This is a genomic window from Umezawaea endophytica (genome assembly GCF_025061645.1).
In the GTDB taxonomy this organism is placed as follows: Bacteria; Actinomycetota; Actinomycetes; order Mycobacteriales; family Pseudonocardiaceae; genus Umezawaea; species Umezawaea endophytica.
Genome location: NZ_JANYMP010000001.1, coordinates 667099 through 690757, shown reverse-complemented (window position 1 = coordinate 690757; position 23659 = coordinate 667099). Strand labels below are relative to the sequence as shown.

Below are 23659 nucleotides of genomic sequence, written 5' to 3'. Positions count from 1 at the left end.
CTTTCCCCCTGCGAAGAAGGGCGGCCGTGATGGCGGACCAGCGGACCGGGCTGTGGTTGATCGGGGCGCGCGGATCGGTGGCGACCACCGCCGTGAGCGGACTGCTCGCCTTGCGGGCGGGACTCGCGCCGCCCACCGGGTGCGTCACCGCGAGACCGGAACTGGCCGAGGTCGACCTGCCGTCGTGGGACGACCTGGTCGTCGGCGGCCACGACGTCGTGACCACCTGCCTGGAGAAGCGCGCCGAGCAGCTCGCGCACGCGGGCGTCCTGCCGCACCACCTGCTGCCGTCGCTGGTCGACGGGCTGGCCGCGGTCGACGCGGAGGTCCGCGAGGGCTACCACCCGGCCACCCACCGCGGCGCGCAGGCCACCGCCGCCCAACGACTCACGGCCGACCTGGTGTCCTTCCGGGAGCGGCACGACCTGGCGCGGGTCGTCGTGGTCAACGTGTCCTCCACCGAACCACCCGTGCCGCACCTGCCGGAGCACGACGACCTCGCGCTGCTGGAGGCCGCGCTGGCCGACCCGGAGCGCGCGGTCCTGCCGCCCAGCTCGCTGACCGCGTACGCGGCGCTGCGCGCGGGCTGCCCGTTCGTCGACTTCACCCCGTCCACCGGTGTCGCGCTGCCCGCGCTGCACCAGCTCGCCGTGGACCTCGGCCTGCCCTACGCCGGGCGCGATGGCAAGACCGGCGAGACGCTGCTGCGGACCGTCCTCGCGCCCATGTTCACCGCCCGCGGCCTTCGCGTGCGCTCCTGGTCGGGCACCAACCTGCTCGGCGGCGGCGACGGGGCGACGCTGGAGGACCCCGAGCACGCGGCCAGCAAGCTGGAGTCCAAGGCCCGCGGCCTGGCCGCGCTGCTGGGGGAGCCGGTCACCGCGCCGCTGCACATCGACAACGTCCCCGACCTCGGCGAGCAGAAGACCGCGTGGGACCACGTGTCGTTCGAGGGGTTCCTCGGCGCGCGGATGAGCCTCCAGTTCACCTGGACCGGCCTGGACTCCTCACTGGCCGCGCCGCTCGTGCTCGACCTGGCCCGCCTCGTGGCCGCCGCGCACGCCGACGGCCAGTCCGGCGCGCTGGGAGCGCTGGCGTTCTTCTTCAAGGACCCCCTCGGCCACGACGAGCACCGCTTCGCCGAGCAGACCCGCGACCTGCACGCGTGGGCCCGTGAGCTGGGGAGGTACGGGGCATGAGGGACGTCGTGTGCGCGCCGGCCCAGAGCGGCGTGCAGGGTGTCGGGTGCGCGGACCTGCCCGTTCCGGGTCGGTTCGCGGTCGTGCGAGTGCGCGGGTCGAGGAGGTGGACGGCGTGAGGGCGTACGTGGAGCTGGTGCGCGCGCCCGCCGCGCTCACCGTCCTCGGTGACACCGTCGCCGGGGCCGCGGCGTCCGGGAACCCGCTGCGCGGCCGTCGTGCGCTGCTGCCGCTCGCGTCGGTGGCGCTGTACTGGTCGGGCATGGCCCTCAACGACTGGGCCGACCGGGACCTCGACGCGGTCGAGCGGCCGGAGCGGCCGGTGCCGTCGGGGCGGATCTCGCCGAACCGGGCGCTGGCCGTCGCGGCCGGGCTGAGCGCCACCGGTCTCGGGATCGCGGCCTGGGCGGGTGGACGGGACTCGCTGCGCGTCGCCGTGCCGCTCGCGCTGGCCGTGTGGTCCTACGACACCGTGCTGAAGTCCACCCCGGCCGGTCCGGTCGGGATGGCCGCGTGCCGGGCGCTGGACGTCCTGCTCGGCGCGGGCGCACTGGACGCGCGGAGGGCGCTGCCCGCCGCCGCGGCCGTGGCGGGGCACACCCTCGGCGTGACGGCGCTGTCGCGCGGCGAGGTGCACGGCACGTCCGCGCCCGTCGCCCGCGCGGTGCTCGGCGGCACGGCGCTCAGCGCGTTCGCCGCCGTCGTCGGGCCGTCGGCCTGCTGGCGGCACCGCCTGGCCGGGCTCGTCGCGGCCACCGGCTACGCCGCCACCGTCGGCCGCGCGCAGCTCGACGCGCTGCGGACGCCCGACGCGGCGTCCGTGCGGACCGCGACGAAGGCGGGCATCCACGGCATGGTCCCGCTCCAGTCGGCGCTCGCCGCACGGGCCGGGTCGGTCGTCGGGGCCGCCGCCGTCGCTCTGGCACTGCCGCTCGCCCGGCGGCTGGGCCGGAAGGTGAGCCCGACGTGACCTTCCACCTCGGTTACGGCACCAACGGGTTCTCCAACCACCGCCTCGACGACGCGCTCGACATCATCGCCGGGCTCGGCTTCACGTCCGTGGCGCTGACCCTGGACCACCACCACCTCGACCCGTTCGCCGACGACCTGCCCGCCAGGGTGTCGCACGTCGCCGCGAAGCTCGACCGGCTCGGCCTGCGCTGCGTCGTGGAGACCGGCGCCCGGTTCCTGCTCGACCCGCACCGCAAGCACCACCCGACCCTGGTCAGCGAGGCCCAGGAGGTCCGGGTGGACTTCCTGCTCCGCGCGGTGCGGATCGCGGCCGAGCTGAACGCCGACTGCGTGTCGTTCTGGTCCGGCATCAAACCGGCCGACGTGCCCGCTGACGAGGCCTGGAACCGGATGCGCTCCGGCGTCGCCGCTGTGCTGGAGGGCGCCGAACCGCTCGGCGTCACCCTCGGCCTCGAACCCGAGCCGGGGATGTTCGTGCAGCACCTCACCCAGGCGCTGCGGCTGCGCGAGGAACTGGGTTCGCCGTCGCTGTTCGGCGTCACCCTCGACGTGGGGCACTGCGTGGCCGTGGAACCCGACGACGCCGCCACGTGCGTGCGCCGCGCGGGTGGGCTGCTGGTGAACGTGCAGCTCGACGACATGCTGCCGGGCGTGCACGAGCACCTGGAGTTCGGCGAGGGCGACCTGGACCTGGGTGCCACCCTCGCCGCGCTCGCCGCCGTCAACTACGTCGGCGTCGCCGCCGTCGAACTGCCCCGGCACAGCCACGCCGCCCCCGACGTGGCCCGCCGGGCGGTGGAGGCGCTCAAGGCGGCGATGCCGGACGAGCCCGCCAAGCCCCGACACCCGTGGCTGGCCGATGCCCAGCGCGCGGTGCGCCGCGACCCCGCCGTCGTGGGACGGCTGTTCCCCGCGGTGGGCCGTCGGGTCGGCCGCGGCCTCAACCGGCCCGACGACCCGCAGGGCCTGGTGCACGGCAGCGTCGACGACGCGGCCCGCGCCGAACTCCTCGGCGCGCTCGCCACCATGCTGGACGACGACGCCCTGTCCGCCGAACTGCTCGCGCTCTACCGGCACGGCGACGACGCGGAGAAGCGCGGCGTGCTGCGCGGCCTCGCCCTGGTCGGCGACCGGGCGTCGGCCGCGGGACTGGAGGTCGTCCGGGACGCCTTGCGCACCAACGACGTCCGCCTCGTCGCCGCCGCGCTCGGCCCGTTCGCCGCCGACCACCTCGACGACCACGGCTGGCGGCACGGCGTCCTCAAGTGCCTGTTCACCGGCGTGCCGCTGGCCGCCGTGGCGGGGCTGGAGCGGCGGACCGACGACGAGCTGCTGCGCATGGTCGCCGACTACGCCGCCGAACGCACCGCCGCGGGCCGTGACGTGCCCGCCGACGCCGCACGACTGCTCGGGAAGGGTGAGTGAGGATGCGCATCTTCGACCCGCACGTCCACATGACGTCCCGCACGACCGACGACTACGAGGCCATGCGCGCGGCCGGGGTGCGCGCACTGGTGGAACCGGCGTTCTGGCTGGGCCAGCCCCGCACCTCGGTCGGCTCGTTCACCGACTACTTCGACGCGCTCATCGGGTGGGAGCGCTTCCGCGCCGCCCAGTTCGGCATCCGCCACCACTGCACCATCGCGCTGAACCCCAAGGAGGCCAACGATCCGCGCTGCACGCCCGTGCTGGACGTGCTGCCGCGCTACCTGGAGAAGGACGGCGTCGTCGCGGTCGGCGAGATCGGCTTCGACTCGATGACCCCGGAGGAGGACGAGGCGTTCGCCCGCCAGCTCCAGCTCGCGGTCGAGCACGACCTGCCCGCGCTGGTGCACACCCCGCACCGCGACAAGGCGGCGGGCACGCGCCGAACCCTCGACCTGGTCAAGGAGTCCGGCCTTCCGGTGGAACGGGTCGCCGTGGACCACCTCAACGAGACGACCGTGCGCGCGGTCGCCGACTCCGGCGCGTGGATGGGCTTCTCCATCTACCCGGACACCAAGATGGACGAGCACCGGATGGTCGCGCTCCTCAAGGAGTACGGCACCGAGCGGGTGCTGGTGAACTCCGCCGCCGACTGGGGCCGGTCCGACCCGCTCAAGACCCACAAGACCGGACTGGCGATGCTGGAGGCCGGTTTCAGCGAGTCCGATGTGGACGACGTGCTGTGGCGCAACCCGGTGGAGTTCTACGGGCAGAGCGGACGCCTCCTGCTGGACGACCTGCCCGGCTTCACCGCGTCCTCGGACACGTTCTCCGGCAACTCCGTGCTGCGCGGCGGCGGTGACCGCTGATGGACCTGTCCTACTGCACCAACGTGCACCCCGCCGAGGACCTGCGCGGCGTCCTCGCCCAACTCGACCGGTTCGCCCTGCCCGTGCGCCGACTGCTCGGCGTCGACCACCTGGGCCTCGGCCTGTGGCTGTCCGCGGATGTGGCCCGCGGCCTCGCCGAGGACGAGGTGTCCCGGCGGCGGCTGCGCGCCGAACTCGACGCGCGCGGCCTGGAGGTCCGGACCCTCAACGCCTTCCCCTACGGCGGTTTCCACGACGCCGTGGTGAAGCACTCGGTGTACCAGCCGCGCTGGACCGACCCGGAACGGCTGAGCTACACCACCGACTGCGCGACCGTGCTCGGCGACCTGCTGCCCGACGACGCCGCGAGCGGCTCCATCTCCACGCTGCCGCTGGGGTGGCGCACCCCGTGGACCCGGTCGGACGACACCCTGGCGTTCGCCGCCCTCGAGGAGATGGCGCGGGTGCTGCGCGCGCAGGCCGCGTGGACCGGCAGGCCGATCGCGCTGGCCGTCGAACCCGAACCGGGCTGCGTCCTGGACACCGTGCACGACACCGTGACCCGGCTCGCCGGGCGCGTCGACCCCGAGCACGTCGGGATCTGCCTGGACACCTGCCACCTCGCGGTGTCCTTCGCCGACCCGGCCGCCGCCGTCGCCGAGATCCGCGCGGCCGGGCTGCGCGTGGTCAAGGTGCAGGCCTCCGCGGCGCTGGAGGTGACCCGGCCCGGCTCGCCGGAGAGCCGCCGCGCGCTGGCGGCGTTCACCGAACCCCGCTACCTGCACCAGGTCCGCGAACTGCGCGGGGGAGTGGTGTTCGCCTCCGACGACCTGCCGCAGGCCCACCACGAGCTGCCCGGCCGGGACCCGTGGCGCGTGCACTTCCACGTGCCGCTGCACGCCCGGCCCGCCGCGCCCCTGTCGGCGACCACGGACGTGCTGCGCGAAGCCGTGGGGGCGCTGGCCGCCGACGGTCCGCTGCCGCACGTGGAGGTCGAGACGTACACGTGGAGCGTGCTCCCCGGCGCCGTCGGCCAGGACGACACCGCGCTCGTCCGCGGCATCGCCGCCGAACTGCGCTGGGCCCGCGAACACCTGGGAGCGCTGGAGAACGCGGTCCCCGCGCGGGACCTCACCGTCGAGGAAGGGGCGCGCCCGTGAAGCCGCTGGTCGTGATCGACGTCGTCGGGATGACCCCGGCGCTGCTGCCGCACATGCCGAACCTCTCGCGCCTGGGCTGGCAGGCGGAACTGGGCACGGTGCTGCCCGCCGTGACGTGCAGCGCCCAGTCCACGTTCCTCACCGGCCTCACCCCGGCGGAGCACGGGGTCGTCGGCAACGGCTGGTACTTCCGCGACCTCGGCGAGGTCCACCTGTGGCGCCAGCACAACCGCCTGGTGGGCGGGGAGAAGCTGTGGGAGACCGCGCGCCGCGCCCACCCCGGCTACACCGCCGCCAACGTCTGCTGGTGGTACGCGATGGGCGCGACCACCGACGTGACGATCACGCCCCGGCCGATCTACCACGCCGACGGCCGCAAGTCGCCCGACGCCTACGTCCGCCCGCCGGAGCTGCACGACCGGCTCGTGGCCGCGCTGGGCGAGTTCCCGCTGTTCCAGTACTGGGGTCCGACGGCGTCCATCGCGTCCAGCCGCTGGATCGTCGGCGCCGCCCGCAAGATCCTCGTCGAGCAGCGCCCCGACCTGCTGCTGGTCTACGTGCCGCACCTGGACTACGACCTCCAGCGGTTCGGCCCGAACTCCCCGCAGGCCGTGGCCGCCGCGAAGGCCGTGGACGCGGAGATCGCGCCGCTGCTGACCGACGCGCTCGGCGCGGGCGCCACCGTGGTCGCCCTGTCCGAGTACGGCATCACCGAGGCGCGCCGAGCCGTCGACGTGAACCGGGCGCTGCGCGGGGAAGGCCTGCTGGAGGTCTACTCGCAGGCGGGCATGGAGTACCTCGACCCGTGGACGTCGCGGGCCTTCGCCGTGGCCGACCACCAGATCGCCCACGTCTACGTCGCGGACCCGGCGGACGTGCCGAGGGCGAAGGCGGTCGTCGAGGCGCTGCCCGGCGTGGACCGCGTCCTGGACCGCGCGGCACAGGCGGAGTTCGGCCTCGACCACGAGCGCTCGGGCGAACTCGTCGCGGTCGCCGAGCCCGACGCGTGGTTCACCTACTACTACTGGCTCGACGACGACCGCGCGCCGGACTTCGCGCGGGGGGTGGAGATCCACCGCAAACCGGGCTACGACCCGGCCGAGCTGTTCTTCAACCCGGCCGATCCGCTGGCGAAGGCCAAGGCGGGGCTGAACCTCGTGCGCAAGAAGGCGGGTCTGCGGTACGCGATGAGCGTGGTCCCGCTCGACCCGTCCCCGGTCCGGGGCAGCCACGGCCGCCTGCCGGACGACCCCTCCGACGGACCGGTCCTGCTGTGCTCGGACACCACCGTCGAGCCGCGCGAGCGGATCGCCGCGACCGAGGTCAAGGACTTCCTGCTGGAACTGCAAGGACTGCGGGCACCCGCGGTGCACACGAGAGGAGATCGCTGATGAGCCGACCCGTCACCCTGTTCACGGGCCAGTGGGCCGACCTGCCGTTCGAGGAGGTCTGCCGCCTCGCAGCGGGCTGGGGCTACGACGGGCTGGAGATCGCCTGCTCCGGTGACCACTTCGAGGTCGACCGGGCGCTGGCCGAGCCCGACTACGTGCCCGCGAAGCTCGCGCAGTTGGAGTCCCACGGGCTCAAGGTGTACGCGATCTCCAACCACCTCGTGGGCCAGGCCGTCTGCGACGACCCGATCGACGAGCGGCACCGCAACATCCTGCCCGCCCGCATCTGGGGCGACGGCGAGCCGGAGGGCGTGCGCAAGCGCGCCGCGGCCGAGATCGCCGACACGGCCCGCGCGGCGGCGAAGCTGGGCGTGGACACCGTCGTCGGCTTCACCGGGTCGAAGATCTGGAAGTACGTGGCGATGTTCCCGCCGGTGTCGCAGGCCGTGATCGACGACGGCTACACCGACTTCGCGAACCGGTGGAACCCGATCCTCGACGTGTTCGACGAGGTCGGTGTCCGCTTCGCCCACGAGGTGCACCCGTCCGAGATCGCCTACGACTACTGGACGACCCGCAAGACCCTGGACGCGCTGGGCAACCGCCCGGCCTTCGGCCTCAACTGGGACCCGTCGCACTTCGTGTGGCAGGACCTCGACCCGGTCGGCTTCATCCTCGACTTCGCCGACCGGATCTACCACGTCGACTGCAAGGACACGAAGAAGCGGTTCGACGGCCGAAACGGCCGCCTCGGCTCGCACCTCGCGTGGGCGGACCCGAGGCGCGGCTGGGACTTCGTGTCGACGGGTCACGGCGACGTCCCGTGGGAGCAGTCGTTCCGGGCGCTCAACGCCATCGGCTACACCGGACCCATCTCCGTCGAGTGGGAGGACGCCGGGATGGACCGGCTGCGCGGCGCCGAGGAAGCCGTGAAGTTCATCAGGGGGCTCGTGTTCGACCCGCCCGCGGCGGCTTTCGACGCCGCGTTCTCCACCCGAGAAGAATCCTGAGAGGACAGCGCGTCATGACGCAAAGCCCGTCCAGAAGAGCAGTTCTCGGCGCACTGGGAGCGGCCGCGGCCGTCGCGGCGCTGCCCGGCACGGCGTCCGCCACCGGCGGCGGGTGGCACGGCCGCCGCGTGCCGCGCGAGTCGATCAGCATCCAGCTCTACACGCTGCGCGGTGTCATCGGCGACAACCCGGCGCCCGTGCTGGAGGCGTTGGCGGACATCGGCTACCGCAAGGTGGAACTGGCCGGGACCTACGGCCGCACCGCCGAGGAGTTCGCGAAGCTCCTGCGCAAGTACCGCATCTCGGCGACGTCCGCGCACGTGGGCATCGACGGCGACCTGAACAAGCTGGTGGCGGACGCGAAAGCGCTGCGCAACACCTACGTCAACGTGCCGTACGTGAACTACCCGACGCTCGCCGAGTGGGTGTCGTTCACCCAACGCCTGGACGCGGCGTCGAAGGTGCTGCGCAAGGCGGGCCTGAAGATGGGCTACCACAACCACGCGCACGAGTTCCAGGTGCTGGAGGGCAAGCGCCCGATCGACGTGATCGCGAAGGGCACGTCGCGGCGGGACGTGCACCTGGAGGTCGACCTGTACTGGGTCGTCACGGCGGGGGTCGACCCGGTGGAGGTGTTCCGGCAGAACTTCCCGCGCGTGCGGCAGTACCACGTCAAGGACCGCAAGCCCGACGGCAGCTTCGCCGACCTGGGCAAGGGCACGATCGACTTCGGCCGGATCTTCCGCGAGACCTGGCACCACCACGTCGACGAGTACATCGTGGAGAACGACCAGCCCGCGGACGCGCTGGTCACGGCGGAGGTGGGTTACAAGTACCTGCGCGACCTGAGGTTCTGACCGGACACCGTTGGCGCGCCCCGAATTCCGGGGCGCGCCCGCGCCGGTCCCGGCGTCCGGATCGGACAGGGTCGCGACGCGGTTGATCGTCGGACGACCCCCGTGTGTTCTACTCCTGGACATCGGCGCGGAGCACGTCCGCGCGACCAGGGGGGCGACGGTGGGCGCAGTTGTGGTGAAGGGCGCGGTGGTCGCGGTGCTCGCGGCCGTGGTGCTGGTGCCGGAGGCGGGCGCGGCGGGGAACCAGGTGAGCGGGAGCTGCCGTTCCGGTTCCTTCAGCGGGAGCTTCACGCTGGCGTACGAGGCCGACGGGGAGGCCTACCTCCCGACCGCTGTGCGCGGCGGTGTCGGCCCGTACATCGGCGACTCGGGCACGGTGAAGATCCGGCTGTCGCACGTCGACGCCACCGGAGTCGAGCACGAGGCCTACCTCAAGACGAGGACGGGCGTCCCGGCGGGCCGGTTCAGCTTCACCATCCCCTCGGGCACCAGCCTGCCCAGGACGAACGAGGCCGCCGTCGCGGTGTCCTTCTCCGGCGGGGGCTCCGGCTGCTCGGCCAAGGCCGAGCTCAGGTAGCCCGTGCGCTACCGCCTGCTGGGACCGGTCGCGGTGCTCGGCGCCGCGGACGCGGCCAGGCCCGGTGGCGAGAAGCAGACGTCCGTGCTGGCCGCGCTGCTGCTCAGCCCGAACCGCGTCGTGCCGGAGGACCGGCTGATCGACGTGACCTGGGGCGAGCACGCGCCGCGCAGCGTGCGCGGCAGGCTCCAGGTGCTCGTCTCCGACCTGCGCAAGCTGCTGGGCCCCGACGCGATCATCCGGCGGTCGTCCGGCTACGTCCTGGAGGTGGCGCCCGGCGAGCGCGACCTCGACGTGTTCGAGGAGACGGCGGCACGGGCGCGGGCCACCGGGGGTCCGGCCGCGGTCGAGCTGTTCCGGGCCGCGCTCGACCTGTGGGAGGGCACCCCGCTGGGCGGGGTGAGCCCGGAACTCGCCGAGCAGGAGCGCCCGGCCCTGCACGAGCGGAGGCTGGTCGTGCTCGAAGAGCTCTACGAGCTCGAACTCGCCGTGGGCGGGCACGCCCGGATCACCGGCGAGCTGCGGCGGGACGTCGACGCGAACCCGTACCGGGAACGGCTGCGGGCCGCGCTGGTGCTGGCACTGCACCGCTGCGGTCGCACACCGGAAGCCCTGGAGGCCTACGACCAGGCGCACGAGCGGCTGGTCGACGAACTCGGCATCGAACCGGGAAAACCGTTGCGGGACCTGAGGCAGCGCATCCTGCGCGGGGAGGACGAGCCGCCGGTACCCGCGCCGCCCGCGCCCCAGCCGCCCGCGCCGCGCCCGGCCGAGCTGCCGCTGGACGTGCGCGGCTTCGCGGGCCGGTCGGCGGAACTGGCCGAACTGGACGGACCCGGCGACGTCTGGGTCGTCACCGGATCACCCGGCGTCGGCAAGACCGCGCTCGCCGTGCGGTGGGCGCACGCGTCGCGCGACCGCTTCCCGGACGGGCAGCTCTACGTGGACCTGCGCGGTTTCCACGCCCACGACGAGCCGCTGACGCCCGCCGCGGCGCTGGCCCAGCTCCTGCGGACGCTCGGCGTGGACATGCGGGACGTGCCGCTCGGCCAGGACGACCAGAGCGGGCTGTACCGGTCGCTGCTGGCCGACCGGAAGGCGCTGGTGGTGCTGGACAACGCCCGCGACGCCGAGCAGGTCCTCCCGCTGCTGCCGTCGTCGGGCCGGGTGCTCGTGACGAGCCGCCACCGGCTCGGTGAGCTGGTCGCCCGCACCGGCGCCCGGTCGCTGACGCTGGCGCAGCTACCCGAGCGGGACTCGCACGCCCTGCTGACGGCCGTGGTGGGCGGCGACCGGGTCGCCGCCGAGCCGGAAGCCGCCGCCGAGCTGGCCGCGCTGTGCGGCCACCACCCGCTCGCGCTGCGCATCGCCGCGGCGAACATCGGCGAGACGACGAGCTTCGCGGCGGCCGTGGCGGAGCTGCGGGGTGACCCGCTCGGTGAACTCGCCCTGGACGGCGCCGAGGAGAGCGCGGTCACCGCCGCCTTCTCGGTGTCCTACCGGGCGCTCACACCGGACCAGCGCCGGGCGTTCCGGCTGCTCGCGCTGGTGCCCGGCCCCGACTTCACGTCGTACGCGACGGCCGCGCTGATGGACGTCCCGCCCGCCGAGGCGACCCGGCGGCTGCGCGGGCTGGCCGCGGCGAACCTGGTCGAGGCGCGCACGCCCGGCCGGTTCCGGTTCCACGACCTCGTCCGGCGCTACGCCGGGGAACGCGTCCGCACCGAGGAGGACGAGGTCACCCGCGCCGCCGCGTGGGAGCGGCTGTTCGGGTGCTACCTCGCCGCGACCGACGCGGCGGTCGCGCTGCTGGGCGCGCGGATCGTGTCGCTGCCCAGGGACGGGTCGCCCGCGCCGGACAGCCCGGTGCGCTTTGCCGACGCCGCCGAGGCGGTGGCCTGGCTGGACGTCGAGGTGCCGAACCTGTCCGCCGCGCTGCGGCACGCGGCGGCGCACGGTCCGCACCCCTGGGCGTGGTACCTCACCGACTCGTTGCGGCGGTTCTTCCACGACCACGGCAGGCGCGCGGAGTGGCTGGAGCTGGCCCCGGTCGTGCTGGACGCCGCCGTGCGGCGCGGGGCCCGTTCCGCCGCGGCGCTGGTGCACCTGAGCATCGGCGGCGCGTACTTCCGCGAGGGCAGGCACGAGGAGGGCGTCCACCACTCGACGGAGGCGGTGCTGGCCAGCCGGGCGTGCGGGTGGCGGGAGTGCGAGGCGACGGCCGTGGCGAACCTGGGCTCGATGCTGGAGTGGACCGGCAGGCTCACCGAGGCCGTCGAGCACAGCTCCCGCGCGATCGAGCTGTTCCGCGAGCTGGGCAACCGGTCGGGGGAGAACCTCGCGCTGAACTCGCTGAGCTGCCACTACCGGCAGCTCGGCAGGCTGGCGGAGGCCGAGGAGCGCCTGGGTGAGGCGATCGCGCTGTGCCGCGGGGAGGAACTCGGTTTCTGGGAGGCCGCGAACCTCGCCGACCTCGGGTCCGTCCTGCTCGGCACCGGCCGGGCCGCGGAGGCCGAGCTGACGCTGCTGCGCGCGCTGGAGTCGTTCGGTGCCCTGGGTTCCCGGTTCGGCCAGGCGACCGCGCTCAACGGGCTGAGCGCGCTGCACGAAGCGGGTGGGCGGTACGGGGCCGCCGGGGACGCGGCGGAGGAGGCACTGGGGTTCGCCCGGCAGGACGGTGACCGCCCGGTCGAGGTCGGCGCGCTGATCGCGCTGGGTCGGGCCCGGCAGGGCCTGGGCGACCTCGCGGCGGCCGAGGACCACCTGCGGTCGGCGTGGGAGACGGCCACCCGGTCCGGGTTGCGCGTCCACCTCGCGGACGCGTCGGCGGCACTGGCGCGCGTGCTCGCCGCCACGGGTCGGGTGGTCGAGGCGGACGAGCACGCGCGCGGTGCGCTGGAGTCGGCGCGGGCGGGCGGCTACCGGCTGCTGGAGGCCGAGGCGCTGATGAGCGCGTCAGCCGTGGAGATCGCCGCCGGACGGCCCGCCCGAGCCGAGGACGCGGTGCGCGAGGCCCTGCGCATCTGGCAGGCCACCGGGCACGTCACCGGTGCGGCGCGGGCGACGCGCTCGCTGGAGGACCTCGCCGCACGCGCGCCGCGCTAGCTCCCGTCGGTTCAGGCGACGCCGGTGTCGGTGTCGCAGAACTTGAGGGTGGCGCCCTTCTCCTTCTGGAGGCACACCTGGAGGTACACGGTCGTGCCCTCGGGGATGTTGAAGTCCTTCGTGTACTCGGAGCAGCTCAGGTCCGGCCGGTCGGGCCAGTGACCGTTGTGGTGCCAGAGCTTCCGCTCGTGCGACCCGCCGCTGTCCGTCCAGGTCAGCTTGCCGCGCACGCCGAGCGAGTCGTTCTGCCGGTCGCAGACGCCGAAGTGCTCTCCCTCCGCCACGAACCAGGCCATGCCACCGGGGTTGTCGTCGTCGCTGTAGACCTCGGTGTTGGTCTGGGCAACGGCGGGCGACGCCGTCGCCACCATCCCGAGCCCCGTGGCCAGCGCCATGAACGTCGCCGCCGCCAGGCGTTTCGTCGCCACCATGCGTTTCACCTTTCCTCGTGGACCAGTCACGTGGAAGGTAGGGAGGAGCCCTTCGCCGCGGCTTCTCCCGCGCTTCGCCCGCCGGTGAACCAGCCCGCGTAGGTCAGCAGGAGGCCGATCACCGCCAGGACGCCGAAGAAGACGCGGGCCAGGGTCAAACCGGTGGGGGACAGGACCGTGGAGACGGCAGCCGATCGGATCGTGTCGGGGGTGACGACCAGGAGGAACCCGCGCACGGCGACGAACCAGCCGAACAGCGACACGGTGACCGCGAGCGGACCGCGCCAGTTGCGGTGCGCGCCGATGATGACGAGTCCGGCGCCGAGCATCAGGGCGCCGAGCAGCCAGACCAGCACGGGTTGGGCCAGCAGGTCGTCGAGCAGCCCCAGCAGGTCGGGCAGGCGGAACGCGTAGAACGTGGTGAAGGTGGCGACGTAGGGCCCGATGACGCGGGCGAACGCCCTGGTGCGCTCCTGGGCCTCGACGGTGGCCGTGGACATGGTGGCTACTCCTCTTCCGCTCGTCGGTGACCGCCGGGCCGGTACCCGGCCTGGTGGAGCACGGCGCGCAGGAACCGTTCGGCGTCCTCGACCGCGCAGGTGTCCGGGTGGACGGCCAGGTGCTGCCAGCCCGCGCCGGTGAGCAGGTCCAGCAGCACGTCCGGATCGGTGTCCGCGGGGAACTGCCCGAGGTCGCGGGCCCGCCGGAACACCTCGCGGCGGGCCTGGTCGCGCTGGTCGCCGAGGGAGCCCTGGTAGGCGCGGGCGACGTCCGGGAAGTCCTCGATCGCGCCGTAGAGGCGGCGCAGGAGCCGCCGCAGGCGCGGGTCGGCGAGCACGGACGCCCACCCGGCCAGCAGGTGCTCCACGTCGACGATGTCCGGTGTGGGCGGGGGATCGCCGTACGCGGCCTCGACCGTGGCGATCAGCAGGCTGACCTTGTCGGGGAAGCGCCGGTACACCGTGGCCCTGGTGACCCCGGCTCGCCGGGCCACCTGCTCGATGCTGGTCGCCTCCGCGCCGCGCTCGATCAGCAGGTCGAGCGCGGCGTCCAGGATCGCGGCGTCGGCTTCCGCGCTCCGCGGTCGTCCGGGGGCGCGGTCGTCGGTGTCCATGACGGATACAATACAGTGCAGAACTGTATTGTAAAGGGGGATCAGCTCGCTGGGACGTCCTTGCGCATGACCGGCCTGCGGAAGCCGCCGTAGGTGTACTTGCCGGTGATCCGCTGCTCCTCGTCGAAGTGGAAGATGTCGGTGCCCTCCCAACTGATCCGCTTGCCGTAGCGGGCGAGGAGGAACCAGCGCAGCAGCGGGTTCCCGCCGCGGGCGGGCCCCGCCGTGAGGTCGAGGCGGCAGGTCCAGCGGATGGCCGCGCGGCGGGCCGGTTCGTCGATGAGCCGGTCGTGCTCGTCGAACGTGACCAGTCCGAACGCCCCGGAGAACATCGGCTCGAACGCCGCGCGGATCTCGGCGTGGCCGCGGTGGGTCTTCCCGTCGCCGGGAAGGTACTCGGCGCCGTCGGCGAAGAAGGACATGGTGTCGTCGAGGTCCTGCACGTTGAAGCTCGCGACGAAGCGGTCGATGGTGTCGGCTGTGGTGGTCACGTGGTGGTTCTCCCGATCGGTGGAACGTCCTGAGCGGACATCCTGCCGTTCGCCCCACGCCGGGTAGTCACTCCGCCGGGGGAGACGAACCCCGGTGCGGGGTCAGCGGCCCGCGGTCGTGGCGAACGAGTGGACGTAGGCCAGCGAGGCGTTCATCGCCGCTTCGAGCGGTCGCACGTGGAGCATGGTCTGCGAGAGCAGGACGCCGCCCTGCAAGGCCGTGAGCAGCGACAGCGCGAGTTCGTCCAGGTCGGCGTCCGCGCGCAGCCCCCCGCGGTCCCGCATGGCCCGCAGCCCGTCGAGGATGAGGTCCTTCCAGCGCAGGAAGCCGGTGGCGAGGTCGGTCCTGGACTCCTCGTCGCTGACGCTCAGCTCGCCGGCGAGCGAGCCGAGGGTGCAGTCGCCGCGGCAGCCGTTCTCCCGCTGCCGCTCGATCGCGGCGTCGGCCCAGGCGCGCAGCGCGTCGAAGCTGTCCAGCGCCGTGACCCGCGGTTGGTCGGGGTGCAGGACCGAGTCGGCCTGCCTGGTGATGACCGCCCTGATCAGGGCCTGCTTGCTGTCGAAGTAGTGGTAGAGCTGCGAGCCGCTCACCCCGGCCGCCGCGCGCACGTCCTCGATGCCGGTGCCCGCGACGCCGTTGCGGGCGATCAGCTCGGTCGCGGCCTCGATGATGCGGTCCCTGGTCGCCCGGCCCTTCGGGGTCAGGCGGCGCGGCTTCGGTTCCTCGGTCACGGTCACAGCCTACCTCGGACTGGGTTGCGCAATCCAGAATTCGTCCCTACGGTTCTGGACAGAACAACCCAGAAAGTGAGGTCGTCCCATGACCACCACCCGAACCGCCCTCGTCACCGGAGCCACCGCGGGCATCGGCCGCGCCGTTGCGATCGAACTGGCCGCGGGCGGCATCGACGTGATCGCCCACGGCCGCGACCCGGAGCGGGGTGCCCGGCTCGTCGAGGAGATCGGCGCGAAGGGCGGTACCGCCCGCTTCGTCACCGCCGACCTCACGAACCCCGACGAGGTGCTGGCACTCGCCGCGGAGGCGGGCGACGTCGACATCCTGGTCAACAACGCGGGGGTCTACGCGTTCACCAACACGCCGGACACCACCGCCGACAGCTTCGACCGGCAGTTCGCCCTCAACACCCGCGCGCCGTTCCTGCTGGTCGGCGCGCTCGTCCCGGCGATGGCGGGCCGGGGGCACGGGACGGTCGTCAACATCACCTCGACCGCGGCGACGTCCCCGGCGCCCATCGGTGGCGCGTACGGCGCCTCCAAGGCGGCCATCGAACTGCTGACCCGCTCGTGGGCCACCGAGTTCGGGGCAAGCGGTGTCCGGGTCAACGGTGTCTCACCCGGCCCGGTCCGCACCGCGGGCACCACCGCGATGCTCGGCGAGCACGTCGACGCGCTGGGCCGGGCCAACCTCCGCGACCGGATCGGGGAGCCGGAGGAGATCGCCGCCGTCGTCCGGTTCCTCGTCGACGCGGGCAGCAGCTACATCAACGGCACCGTCGTCGTGGCCAACGGCGGCGAACCCAGCTCGCTGCCCTCGTGAACGTCCTCGTCGTCGGCGCCACCGGCTTCGTCGGCGGGGGGATCGCGCGCCACCTCGCCGGGAACGGCCACCGCGTCACCGGCCTGGCCCGCTCCGCCGACTCGGCCCGGAGCCTGGCGGCGGGCGTCATCCCGCTGCCGGGTGACCTGGACGGGGGACTGGCCGAGGTCGTCGCGGTGGCCGCGCGGTCCGACGCGGTGGTGTTCGCCGCCCAGTTGGCGGCGGCGCACGAGGAGCACGTCGTCGCGGAGCTGCTCGCCCCGCTCGCCGGGAGGACGTTCCTGTTCACGTCCGGCAGCGGCGTCCTCCTCCAGCGCACGGCGGGCGGGTGGAGCGAGGACAGCTTCGCCGAGGACGACCCGTTCACCGTCGAGCCGCTGGCCGCCCGCCGACTCGCCGTCGAGGAGGCGGTGCGGGCCGCGGCCGACCGGGTCCGGGCGATGGTCGTCCGGCCGGGGCTGGTCTGGGGGCCGGGCGACCACGGCCACGTGTCGAAGGTCTACCGCTCGGTCGCCGTGACGGGCGCCGCCTGCTACGTCGGGGAAGGCCTCAACACCTACTCCAACGTGCACGTCGACGACGTGGCGGCGCTCGTCTCGCTCGCGCTCACCAATGGGTCACCGGGAGCGCTCTACCACGCGGTCGCCGGTGAGACGCCGGGTTGGTGGATCGCCCAGGCGGTAGCCGAGGACCTGGGCCGCCCGACGCGCGGCCTCTCGCCGGACGAGGCCGTCACCGTGTGGGGGGAGTTCGACGCGCTGATCCTCTCCGCGTCCAGCCGCATCCGCGCGCCGCGGGCCCGCGGGGAGCTGGGGTGGCGGCCCGAGCACACCGACATGCTCACGACGGTGGGCGATCCCCGGCTGCGGATCATGGCCACCGCCTGACCCGCATCACCCCGGAGGGGGAGGAGTGGTCGATCCGCGGAGGGAAGATCGGGGCCCTCCGGGTTTCTACTGTTCCGGCATGGCACTGACCAAGCCCGGCCCCCGCGTCGTCGCACTCGCGATCACCGGGGGCGTGCTCCTCTCCCTCGTCTACCTGACCGCCCGGCCGGACCCCACCCTCGCGGTGCCAGACGGGGCGGGGGCGGGGTCGCTCGCACTGGAGCAGTGCGACTTCGACACCGAGGCCGGTCCCGTCGCGGCCGACTGCGGCACGCTCGTGGTCTCGGAGAGCAGGCGCGACCCGTCGTCCGACCTGATCGCGCTGCCCGTGGTGCGGGTGCGCGCCAGCTCCCCGAACCCCGGCGCACCGGTCTTCCGGCTCGCGGGCGGTCCCGGCGGGACCAACATGGCGTTCCCGCAGGCGAGCAGGCTCAACGCCGACCACGACGTCGTCCTGGTCGGCTACCGCGGCATCGACGGGTCGCGCAGGCTGGACTGCCCCGAGTTCGAGGGCGCGATGCACGCCTCGGACGAACTCGCGGGCGCGAAGGACCTGCCCGCCACCACCCGCGCGTTCGAGCTGTGCGCGACCCGGCTGACCCGCGAGGGCGTCGACCTCACCGGCTACTCGGTCGTCCAGCGCGTCGAGGACCTGGAGGCGGCCCGCACCGCGCTGGGCTACTCGAAGATCAACCTGCTCAGCTCCAGCGCCGGGACGCGGACCGCCATGGTCTACTCCTGGCGGCACCCCGAGGCGCTGCACCGGTCCGCGATGGTGTCGGTCAACCCTCCCGGCCACTTCGTCTGGGACCCGCGCATCACCGACTCGCAGTTCGCCCAGTACGCCGAGCTGTGCCGCGCCGACGCCGACTGCGCCGCGCGGACGCCCGACCTCGCCGCCTCGATCCGGGACGTCGCCACGACCATCCCCGAACGCTGGGGCCCGTTCCGCGTCAAGGACACGAACGTCCGAATCCTGAGCCAGTACGGCATGCACCACAACGGCGCGGGCTCGGCGCCGAACAACGCGCCGACCCTCGTCGACGCCTACCTCAGCGGGGACACCGGCGCGCTGTGGGCGATGTCGGTCCTCGGCGACGTCATGCTGCCCAGTTCGATCGTCTGGGGCGAGTTCGCCTCGTTCGCCATGATCGACGCCCCGGCGGCCCGGCGCTACTACGAGGGCGGCGGTGATCCCGGTTCGGTGCTGGGCAACGCCTCCTCCGACTTCCTCTGGACCGGGAAGTCGGGCTTCTCCACGGTGTGGCCGGACAGCCCCGACAACGCCGAGTACCGGGAGCTGCGGCCGAGCGACGTCGAGACCCTCCTCGTCAGCGGCTCGGTCGACTTCTCCACCCCGTCCCAACTCGCCACCGACGAACTCCTGCCCACGCTGTCCCGCGGCAAGCAGGTGGTCCTGCCGGGGCTGGGCCACACCAGCGACTTCTGGGAGCACCGCCCCGAGGCGAGCGAGCACCTGCTGACGACGTTCTACGACACCGGCGAGGTGGACGATTCCCGGTTCGACGCGCGGCCGGTCGGCTTCGGCGACGTGCCGATGAGCATGTCCACGATCGCCAAGCTGCTCGTCGGGATCACCGTCACCGTCACGGTCCTGGCCCTGCTGCTCCTCGGCGCGATGGCCCGCAGGCGGCACGTGCGCGGCGGTTTCAGCCCGCGCGCGGGCGTCTGGCTCCGGGTGCTGACGGTGGTCCCGCTCGGGCTCGGCGGGTGGTTCCTGGACGTCCTGCTGGTGTGGACGGTCAACCCGGACGACTTCATCGCCAGCACGACGGTCATCGCGCCCGGCGTGAGCCTGATGATCGGCGTCGGGGCCTACCTGGCGTGGGCTCCCCGCGACCTGCCGCGCCGGGCCCGCAGGACGTTCCTGGCCGCGGTGATCGGCGCCGCGTTCGTCGGCGCGGTGCTGGGTTCCGGCGCGGCCGACGGCCTCGTGGCCCCGTTCACCGCCATCGTCGGAGCGGCCGCGGCGGCGAACCTCGCCCTGGTGGCGCTGGGTTCCTCGTCCCGGTTCCACAGTGGACGTATCGCGGGCGGGCCTCCGCTGGCGGCCCCGGTGACCGTCGGCTGAGCAGGCGGAAGGGGGACGGTGTCGTCCCCCTTCCGCGTGACGGGGTCAGGCGCGGCGCGCGGCCCACGTCGTGCGCTCGGTGCGCACCGCCAGGTCCGGCCGGCGCAGGATGCTGGCGGGACCGTCGGTGTCGAGCAGCCGGTCCAGGGCGTCGAGGTCGGCGGTGTTCAGGGCGGGGGCGGCCTTGCCGCGGATGAGCCCCAGGCTGGTGAGCGCGTACCGGCCGACGGCCTCGTTCCCCGCGCCCTCGACGTTCGCGGTGATCGTGCGCTCGCCCTCGACGGTGAACCCGGCGGCCGTCAGCTTGGGGCCCCAGTCGGCGCCGCGGTGCGGGACGCGGTCGGCGTGGTCGTGCGCGAGCGCGGCGTGGCAGCGGTTCTCCAGGCCGGGCCGCTCCTCCGGGGCGTCGGCGGGCAGGAAGCGCGGGAAGCCCGCCAGTTCGACGACGGCGAACAGGCCGCCGGGCGCCAGCAGGTCGTGGACGGCGCGCAGTGCCCGGTCGGGGTCGGCCACGTGGTGCATCGACGCCGACGCCCACACCAGGTCTGGCCGGCCCAGGTCGGGCCAGTCCGCGTCGAGGTCGGCGAGCACCACGCGCACCCGGTCGGCCACCCCGAGCGCCTCGGCCTTCGCCTGGAGGCGGTGGAGGTGGTCCGCCGACGCGTCGACGGCGGTCACCTCGGCGTCGGGGAAGCGGGCCAGCAGGGCGAAGGTCCCCGCTCCGGTGCCGCACCCCAGGTCCAGGACCTGGCGCGGGTCCTCCTTGACGGGCAGCCAGGCCGTGATGGCCGCGAGGTGCTCGGCGAGCACCTCCGCGTCGAGGTCGAGGATCTCCGCCTGGCTGGTGGTGTGCGAGTGGTGGTGGGTGTGCGGGGTGTGGGCCATGGGGACGACGGTAGGTCGGTCTTGCCGCCCTGGCATCACCAATCCCGGAAAACGCAAGAAGTCGGCGGGATGGGTGGCCGATCGCGCAACCAGCCGGGGTGGCCGGTGCGCGGTGAGGATGGGTCCGGCCCGCGCTGGGCCGGAACGCCGTGACCGGACGGCTCCCCGGTGTCAGCGGTCCGCGGAGATGAACTCCATGACCAGCTTCGCACCCTCGGGGGTGGACGTGGGCGTGTGGCCCGCGTCCTTCACCTCGACGAACCGGGCGTTCGGGAACTGGGCCGCCGCCTGCTTCCCGGACGTGGTCGAGGTGTTGGCGTCCAGGTCGCCCGCGAGCACCAGCGCGGGGACGTCGGCGAGCTTCGTGCCCTTGGGGAAGGGAGCGCCCGCGGTCGGGTCGTTCGGCCAGTCGAGGCAGGCGCCGACGTCGTAGAAGTCCCTGGAGAGCCAGGCGGTGGGGGAGAAGGGGGCGTAGTCCTCGGTCTTCAGGCGCTTCACCGAGTCGTCGAAGTCGCGCTCGCGGTCGGCGGCGCCGTCGGAGTAGTCGAAGTCCTGCGGGTAGTCGTGGCAGGTGGTGGCCCACAGCAGCGCGTGCGAGACGACCGAGGGGCCCAGGGCGAAGATGCTCGCGAGTTCCACGAGGTGCGCGCGGACCACGTCCTGCACCGGGGCGAGGTCGCCGGTCCTGGCGGCGGCCAGTGCCCTGGCCAGCTCCAGCTTCTTGTCGACGTCCGCCGAGCCCGCGTAGAGCTTGCCGACGGTCCCGGCGAGCATCCGCTCGTCGAGGACGATCGGGTAGGTCTTCCCCTCGTACTGGAGGTCCGTCGGCACCGGGGTGGCGCGCAGCCTCGCCGCCAGCGCGTCGAGGTCGCCCAGGACCGCGTCGCCGGAGCACGAGGTCGTCCGCTCGCACACCAGGCCCACTGCGCGCCGGAGCGCGGCGATGGCGACACCGCCCGCGACGTTGTCGTCGGTGTGCACCGGGTAGGCGCCCGACAGCACGACGGAGCGGACGTGCTCGGGGTGCCGCGCGACGTAGGTGGCCATCAGGTACGTGCCGTAGGAGTCGCCGAGCAGGTCCAGGCGGTCGAGGCCCAGCGCGGCGCGCACGTCGTCGAAGTCGTCGGCGACGGCCGCCGTGCCGTAGTACCGGGCCTTGTCCCCCAACTGCTTCCCGCACTCGCCGATGGCGGCGCGCTGCCCGTCCGCCGACGCGAAGACCATCTCCGGGCCCTCCAGGGCGGGACAGTGGATCGGGCTGGACCGGCCGACCCCGCGCGGGTCGACGAGCAGCAGGTCGCGCCGGTCCAGGATCGGCTTCAGGCCGTCGGCGTAGACGTGGCCGACGGCGTCGACCGCGCCGGTGCCCGGCCCACCGGGGTTGGTGACGACGGTGCCCAGCGACGGCTGGGCCTGATCGGTGCGCGGGACCAGCGTGAAGCCCACCGTGGTCGTGCCCGCCTCGGGGTTGGCCCGGTCCAGCGGGACCGTGACGCTGCCGCACTGCGCGGTGGGGATCTCCGGGACCTCGCACGGGGACAGCCGGGCCGGGGCGACCGGGGTCGTGGTGGGCGGCGCCGACGACTCGTCGTCCTCACCGCAGCCCGCCACCAGCAGGACGGCGGCGACGACCGCGGCCAAGGATCGTTTGCTCATCGGAGAAATCCCTCGATCGGTTGCACGGAAAGGTGGCGGCACACTGCTCGCCCACCGCCGAAAATTACCGACGAGAACGTCGCGGTGCGTTGGGGTCGACTTCAAAGTCGCGCGGACGCGTTGTGCGGAGGCCACCAGCCACCACGACGAGCCGCAGGTCGGGGCCGCCATCCACAGTGGACCGGAGTACTTGGCGCGCGTGCGGTCTGACGAGGGCCACCAACCGGGGCGGGGCGCTTTGGCCGATTCCACAAAGCTTTCGCGGCGGTGGGCCGCCGAGACTGCGGTGGACGTTTCCCGCGGACCGACGACGGATGCCACTGGTCCGCTGATGAAGGGTATTCAGCCCATGAAGCGCACACTTCGAGTGATGGTGGGGATCGCCGCCGTCACGGCGGCGACGGTTTCCTGCTCGGCGGGGGGAGGCGGAACCGGCGAGCGTGCGGTGGTGAGCGGTGGGACGCTGACGCTGGCCGTCCCGGTCGACCTCGGGAGCCTTGACCCGCACAAGTCGGCCACCAACGCCAACGCGGTGGCGTCCACGCTGGCCTACGACACCCCGCTGAGCCTCGACTCGAAGAACGAGCCGGTGCCCGGCGTGGTGACGGCGTGGCGGAACGAGCCGGGCTCGGGCGCGTGGGTGCTGACGGTGCGGCCGGGCGTGACCTGTTCGGACGGCAGCCCCCTGGACGCGAAGACGGTCGCCGACAACATCAACTACGTGGCCAACCCGGAGAACGGGTCGCCGTTCACCGGGCTCGCCGTGCAGGCCGGGACCACGGCGGTCGGGGACGTGGCGGCGGGCAGCGTGGCGGTGACCAGTTCCTCGCCCGCGCCCTTCTTCATCCAGAACCTCAGCCTGCTCCAGCTCGTGTGCGCGCCGGGGCTGGCGAACCGCGACCTGCTCACGTCGGGCAGCAGCGGGTCGGGCGCGTACGTGGTGTCGCAGAACGTGCCCGGCGACCACGTCACGTTCACCCTGCGCAAGGGGTACTCCTGGGGCCCGGCCGACCACCCCGGCACCGACGTCGAGGGCATCCCGGAGACGGTCGTCGTCAAGACGGTCACCGACCCCACCACCACGGCGAACCTCCTGCTCAACGGCCAGCTCAACGCCGCGTCCGTGGTGGGTTCGGAGCAGAAGCGCCTCAAGGGCGCGGGGCTGTTCTCCGCGGGCCCGTCGAACCTGAACGACGAGCTGGTGTTCAACCAGGCCGCGGGGAACCCCGGCGCCGACGTCGACGTGCGCCGCGCGCTGGTGATGGCGCTGGACCTCGGCCAGCTCAGCGCCGTGAACAGCGGCGGGCTCGGCGGACCGGCGGCAGGGCTCCTGCCGGTGCCGAGGATCTGCCCCGGCGACGTGATGACCGGCAGCACCCCCGCCCACGACACGGGGCAGGCGAAGGCGCTGCTGGACCGGTCCGGGTGGGCGGTCGGCCCCGACGGCGTCCGCGCCAAGGGCGGCGCCAGGCTGACGTTGAGCCTGCTGCACCTGAGCAACCAGCCGCAGACCAGCGCGTCGGCCGAGTACATCGCCTCGCGGTGGAAGGAGGTCGGCGTCGAGGTGACCCTGGACCAGCGACCCTCCGACCAGGTGGCGAGCGGCCTGCTCGGCGGAACCGTGAGCTGGGGAGCGGCGCTGATCATCATCAACGTCTCCACCCCGGCCGCGCTCGCGCCGTTCTTCTCCGGCACCACGCCGCCCAATGGGCAGAACTTCGCCGCCATCGCCAACGACCGGTACCGGTCGCTGTCCGAGCAGGCGGTGGTGAAGACCGGCACCGAGGGCTGTGCCGACTGGAACGCCGCCGAAGCGGCGCTGATCGGGAGCGCGGACGTCACGCCGCTGTCGATGAGCCCGAACCTGTGGTGGGGCAAGAACGCCACGTTCGCCGTCAACGACGCCACGAACACCATCGTGCCGACCAGCATGCGGCTGCTCGCCCCGTGACGGCCGACGACCGAGCCGCCGCGTCCGGA

At 73.5% G+C, this 23659-nt stretch carries 22 protein-coding genes; 15 read left to right on the top strand and 7 right to left on the bottom strand.

Features of this window, described 5'->3' with window-relative positions:
* Positions 1 to 29: 29 nt before the first annotated feature.
* The 11 genes from NZH93_RS02700 (at position 30) to NZH93_RS02650 (ending at position 12565) form a co-directional block, all read left to right on the top strand.
* Positions 30 to 1199 carry an inositol-3-phosphate synthase gene (locus NZH93_RS02700; RefSeq protein WP_259621255.1) on the top strand — a complete coding sequence of 390 codons (1170 nt, stop codon included), beginning with the start codon at positions 30 to 32 and terminating at the stop codon, positions 1197 to 1199.
* Positions 1196 to 1318: a hypothetical protein gene (locus tag NZH93_RS02695; RefSeq protein WP_259621254.1), complete on the top strand. Its 123-nt coding sequence runs from the start codon at positions 1196 to 1198 to the stop codon at positions 1316 to 1318. Before NZH93_RS02700 ends, NZH93_RS02695 begins: the two co-directional genes overlap by 4 nt.
* Positions 1315 to 2169, top strand: coding sequence for an SCO3242 family prenyltransferase (locus NZH93_RS02690; RefSeq protein WP_259621253.1), 855 nt, complete (start codon positions 1315 to 1317; stop codon positions 2167 to 2169). Before NZH93_RS02695 ends, NZH93_RS02690 begins: the two co-directional genes overlap by 4 nt.
* On the top strand, positions 2166 to 3596 hold the full coding sequence (locus NZH93_RS02685; RefSeq protein ID WP_259621252.1) for an EboA domain-containing protein: 1431 nt from the start codon (positions 2166 to 2168) through the stop codon (positions 3594 to 3596). The genes NZH93_RS02690 and NZH93_RS02685 overlap by 4 nt, the downstream gene beginning before the upstream one ends.
* Before the next feature lie 2 nt (positions 3597 to 3598).
* Entirely contained in the window at positions 3599 to 4465 is an 867-nt protein-coding gene (locus NZH93_RS02680) for a TatD family hydrolase (RefSeq protein WP_259621251.1), read from the top strand.
* Positions 4465 to 5625, top strand: a complete 1161-nt coding sequence (gene eboE, locus NZH93_RS02675; RefSeq protein ID WP_259621250.1) for a metabolite traffic protein EboE — start codon at positions 4465 to 4467, stop codon at positions 5623 to 5625. The genes NZH93_RS02680 and eboE overlap by 1 nt, the downstream gene beginning before the upstream one ends.
* Positions 5622 to 7016 (top strand): alkaline phosphatase family protein, encoded by a 1395-nt coding sequence (locus tag NZH93_RS02670; RefSeq protein ID WP_259621249.1) that lies wholly within the window; start codon positions 5622 to 5624, stop codon positions 7014 to 7016. The genes eboE and NZH93_RS02670 overlap by 4 nt, the downstream gene beginning before the upstream one ends.
* Positions 7016 to 8026 (top strand): sugar phosphate isomerase/epimerase family protein, encoded by a 1011-nt coding sequence (locus NZH93_RS02665; RefSeq protein WP_259621248.1) that lies wholly within the window; start codon positions 7016 to 7018, stop codon positions 8024 to 8026. The genes NZH93_RS02670 and NZH93_RS02665 overlap by 1 nt, the downstream gene beginning before the upstream one ends.
* A 14-nt stretch (positions 8027 to 8040) precedes the next feature.
* Positions 8041 to 8883 carry a sugar phosphate isomerase/epimerase family protein gene (locus NZH93_RS02660; protein WP_259621247.1) on the top strand — a complete coding sequence of 281 codons (843 nt, stop codon included), beginning with the start codon at positions 8041 to 8043 and terminating at the stop codon, positions 8881 to 8883.
* A gap of 160 nt (positions 8884 to 9043) precedes the next feature.
* Complete coding sequence (locus tag NZH93_RS02655) at positions 9044 to 9460, top strand: hypothetical protein (RefSeq protein WP_259621246.1); 417 nt, start codon at positions 9044 to 9046, stop codon at positions 9458 to 9460.
* Positions 9461 to 9463: 3 nt separating this feature from the next.
* Positions 9464 to 12565: an AfsR/SARP family transcriptional regulator gene (locus tag NZH93_RS02650; RefSeq protein WP_259621245.1), complete on the top strand. Its 3102-nt coding sequence runs from the start codon at positions 9464 to 9466 to the stop codon at positions 12563 to 12565.
* Positions 12566 to 12576: 11 nt separating this feature from the next.
* Here NZH93_RS02650 and NZH93_RS02645 read toward each other — a convergent pair whose 3' ends face one another.
* The 5 genes from NZH93_RS02645 to NZH93_RS02625 form a co-directional block, all read right to left on the bottom strand.
* A complete protein-coding gene (locus tag NZH93_RS02645) occupies positions 12577 to 12996 on the bottom strand; it encodes a hypothetical protein (protein ID WP_259621244.1) in 420 nt (139 codons plus the stop codon).
* 26 nt (positions 12997 to 13022) lie between these two features.
* On the bottom strand, positions 13023 to 13496 hold the full coding sequence (locus tag NZH93_RS02640; protein WP_259621243.1) for a hypothetical protein: 474 nt from the start codon (positions 13494 to 13496) through the stop codon (positions 13023 to 13025).
* A gap of 5 nt (positions 13497 to 13501) precedes the next feature.
* Positions 13502 to 14110, bottom strand: a complete 609-nt coding sequence (locus tag NZH93_RS02635; RefSeq protein ID WP_259621242.1) for a TetR/AcrR family transcriptional regulator — start codon at positions 14108 to 14110, stop codon at positions 13502 to 13504.
* Positions 14111 to 14151: 41 nt separating this feature from the next.
* Positions 14152 to 14601: a YybH family protein gene (locus NZH93_RS02630; protein WP_259621241.1), complete on the bottom strand. Its 450-nt coding sequence runs from the start codon at positions 14599 to 14601 to the stop codon at positions 14152 to 14154.
* Between the two features lie 102 nt (positions 14602 to 14703).
* Entirely contained in the window at positions 14704 to 15333 is a 630-nt protein-coding gene (locus NZH93_RS02625; protein WP_259621240.1) for a TetR/AcrR family transcriptional regulator, read from the bottom strand.
* Positions 15334 to 15421: 88 nt separating this feature from the next.
* Between NZH93_RS02625 and NZH93_RS02620 the strand changes: the two genes are divergently transcribed.
* The 3 genes from NZH93_RS02620 (at position 15422) to NZH93_RS02610 (ending at position 19138) form a co-directional block, all read left to right on the top strand.
* The gene (locus NZH93_RS02620) at positions 15422 to 16159 is read left to right on the top strand and encodes an SDR family NAD(P)-dependent oxidoreductase (protein ID WP_259621239.1); all 738 of its coding nucleotides are present in this window, start codon (positions 15422 to 15424) and stop codon (positions 16157 to 16159) included.
* Complete coding sequence (locus NZH93_RS02615) at positions 16156 to 17046, top strand: NAD-dependent epimerase/dehydratase family protein (protein ID WP_259621238.1); 891 nt, start codon at positions 16156 to 16158, stop codon at positions 17044 to 17046. Before NZH93_RS02620 ends, NZH93_RS02615 begins: the two co-directional genes overlap by 4 nt.
* Positions 17047 to 17125: 79 nt before the next feature.
* A complete protein-coding gene (locus tag NZH93_RS02610) occupies positions 17126 to 19138 on the top strand; it encodes an alpha/beta hydrolase (protein WP_259621237.1) in 2013 nt (670 codons plus the stop codon).
* 45 nt (positions 19139 to 19183) lie between these two features.
* On the opposite strand, the gene NZH93_RS02605 is transcribed toward NZH93_RS02610, so the two are convergent.
* The gene (locus NZH93_RS02605) at positions 19184 to 20023 is read right to left on the bottom strand and encodes a class I SAM-dependent methyltransferase (protein ID WP_259621236.1); all 840 of its coding nucleotides are present in this window, start codon (positions 20021 to 20023) and stop codon (positions 19184 to 19186) included.
* A gap of 171 nt (positions 20024 to 20194) precedes the next feature.
* Positions 20195 to 21679 (bottom strand): alpha/beta fold hydrolase, encoded by a 1485-nt coding sequence (locus NZH93_RS02600; protein ID WP_259621235.1) that lies wholly within the window; start codon positions 21677 to 21679, stop codon positions 20195 to 20197.
* Positions 21680 to 22127: 448 nt separating this feature from the next.
* On the opposite strand from NZH93_RS02600, the gene NZH93_RS02595 reads away from it, so the two are divergent.
* The gene (locus tag NZH93_RS02595; RefSeq protein ID WP_259621234.1) at positions 22128 to 23630 is read left to right on the top strand and encodes an ABC transporter substrate-binding protein; all 1503 of its coding nucleotides are present in this window, start codon (positions 22128 to 22130) and stop codon (positions 23628 to 23630) included.
* Positions 23631 to 23659 lie beyond the last annotated feature (29 nt).

Bases quoted from the DNA above. Each gene is read 5' to 3' on its own strand.
- eboE (WP_259621250.1), top strand. From the start codon at position 4,465: ATGGACCTGTCCTACTGCACCAACGTGCACCCCGCCGAGGACCTGCGC.
- NZH93_RS02700 (WP_259621255.1), top strand. From the start codon at position 30: ATGGCGGACCAGCGGACCGGGCTGTGGTTGATCGGGGCGCGCGGATCG.
- NZH93_RS02665 (WP_259621248.1), top strand. From the start codon at position 7,016: ATGAGCCGACCCGTCACCCTGTTCACGGGCCAGTGGGCCGACCTGCCG.
- NZH93_RS02610 (WP_259621237.1), top strand. From the start codon at position 17,126: ATGGCACTGACCAAGCCCGGCCCCCGCGTCGTCGCACTCGCGATCACC.
- NZH93_RS02635 (WP_259621242.1), bottom strand. From the start codon at position 14,110: ATGGACACCGACGACCGCGCCCCCGGACGACCGCGGAGCGCGGAAGCC.
- NZH93_RS02600 (WP_259621235.1), bottom strand. From the start codon at position 21,679: ATGAGCAAACGATCCTTGGCCGCGGTCGTCGCCGCCGTCCTGCTGGTG.
- NZH93_RS02695 (WP_259621254.1), top strand. From the start codon at position 1,196: ATGAGGGACGTCGTGTGCGCGCCGGCCCAGAGCGGCGTGCAGGGTGTC.
- NZH93_RS02645 (WP_259621244.1), bottom strand. From the start codon at position 12,996: ATGGTGGCGACGAAACGCCTGGCGGCGGCGACGTTCATGGCGCTGGCC.
- NZH93_RS02640 (WP_259621243.1), bottom strand. From the start codon at position 13,496: ATGTCCACGGCCACCGTCGAGGCCCAGGAGCGCACCAGGGCGTTCGCC.
- NZH93_RS02680 (WP_259621251.1), top strand. From the start codon at position 3,599: ATGCGCATCTTCGACCCGCACGTCCACATGACGTCCCGCACGACCGAC.
- NZH93_RS02660 (WP_259621247.1), top strand. From the start codon at position 8,041: ATGACGCAAAGCCCGTCCAGAAGAGCAGTTCTCGGCGCACTGGGAGCG.
- NZH93_RS02605 (WP_259621236.1), bottom strand. From the start codon at position 20,023: ATGGCCCACACCCCGCACACCCACCACCACTCGCACACCACCAGCCAG.
- NZH93_RS02620 (WP_259621239.1), top strand. From the start codon at position 15,422: ATGACCACCACCCGAACCGCCCTCGTCACCGGAGCCACCGCGGGCATC.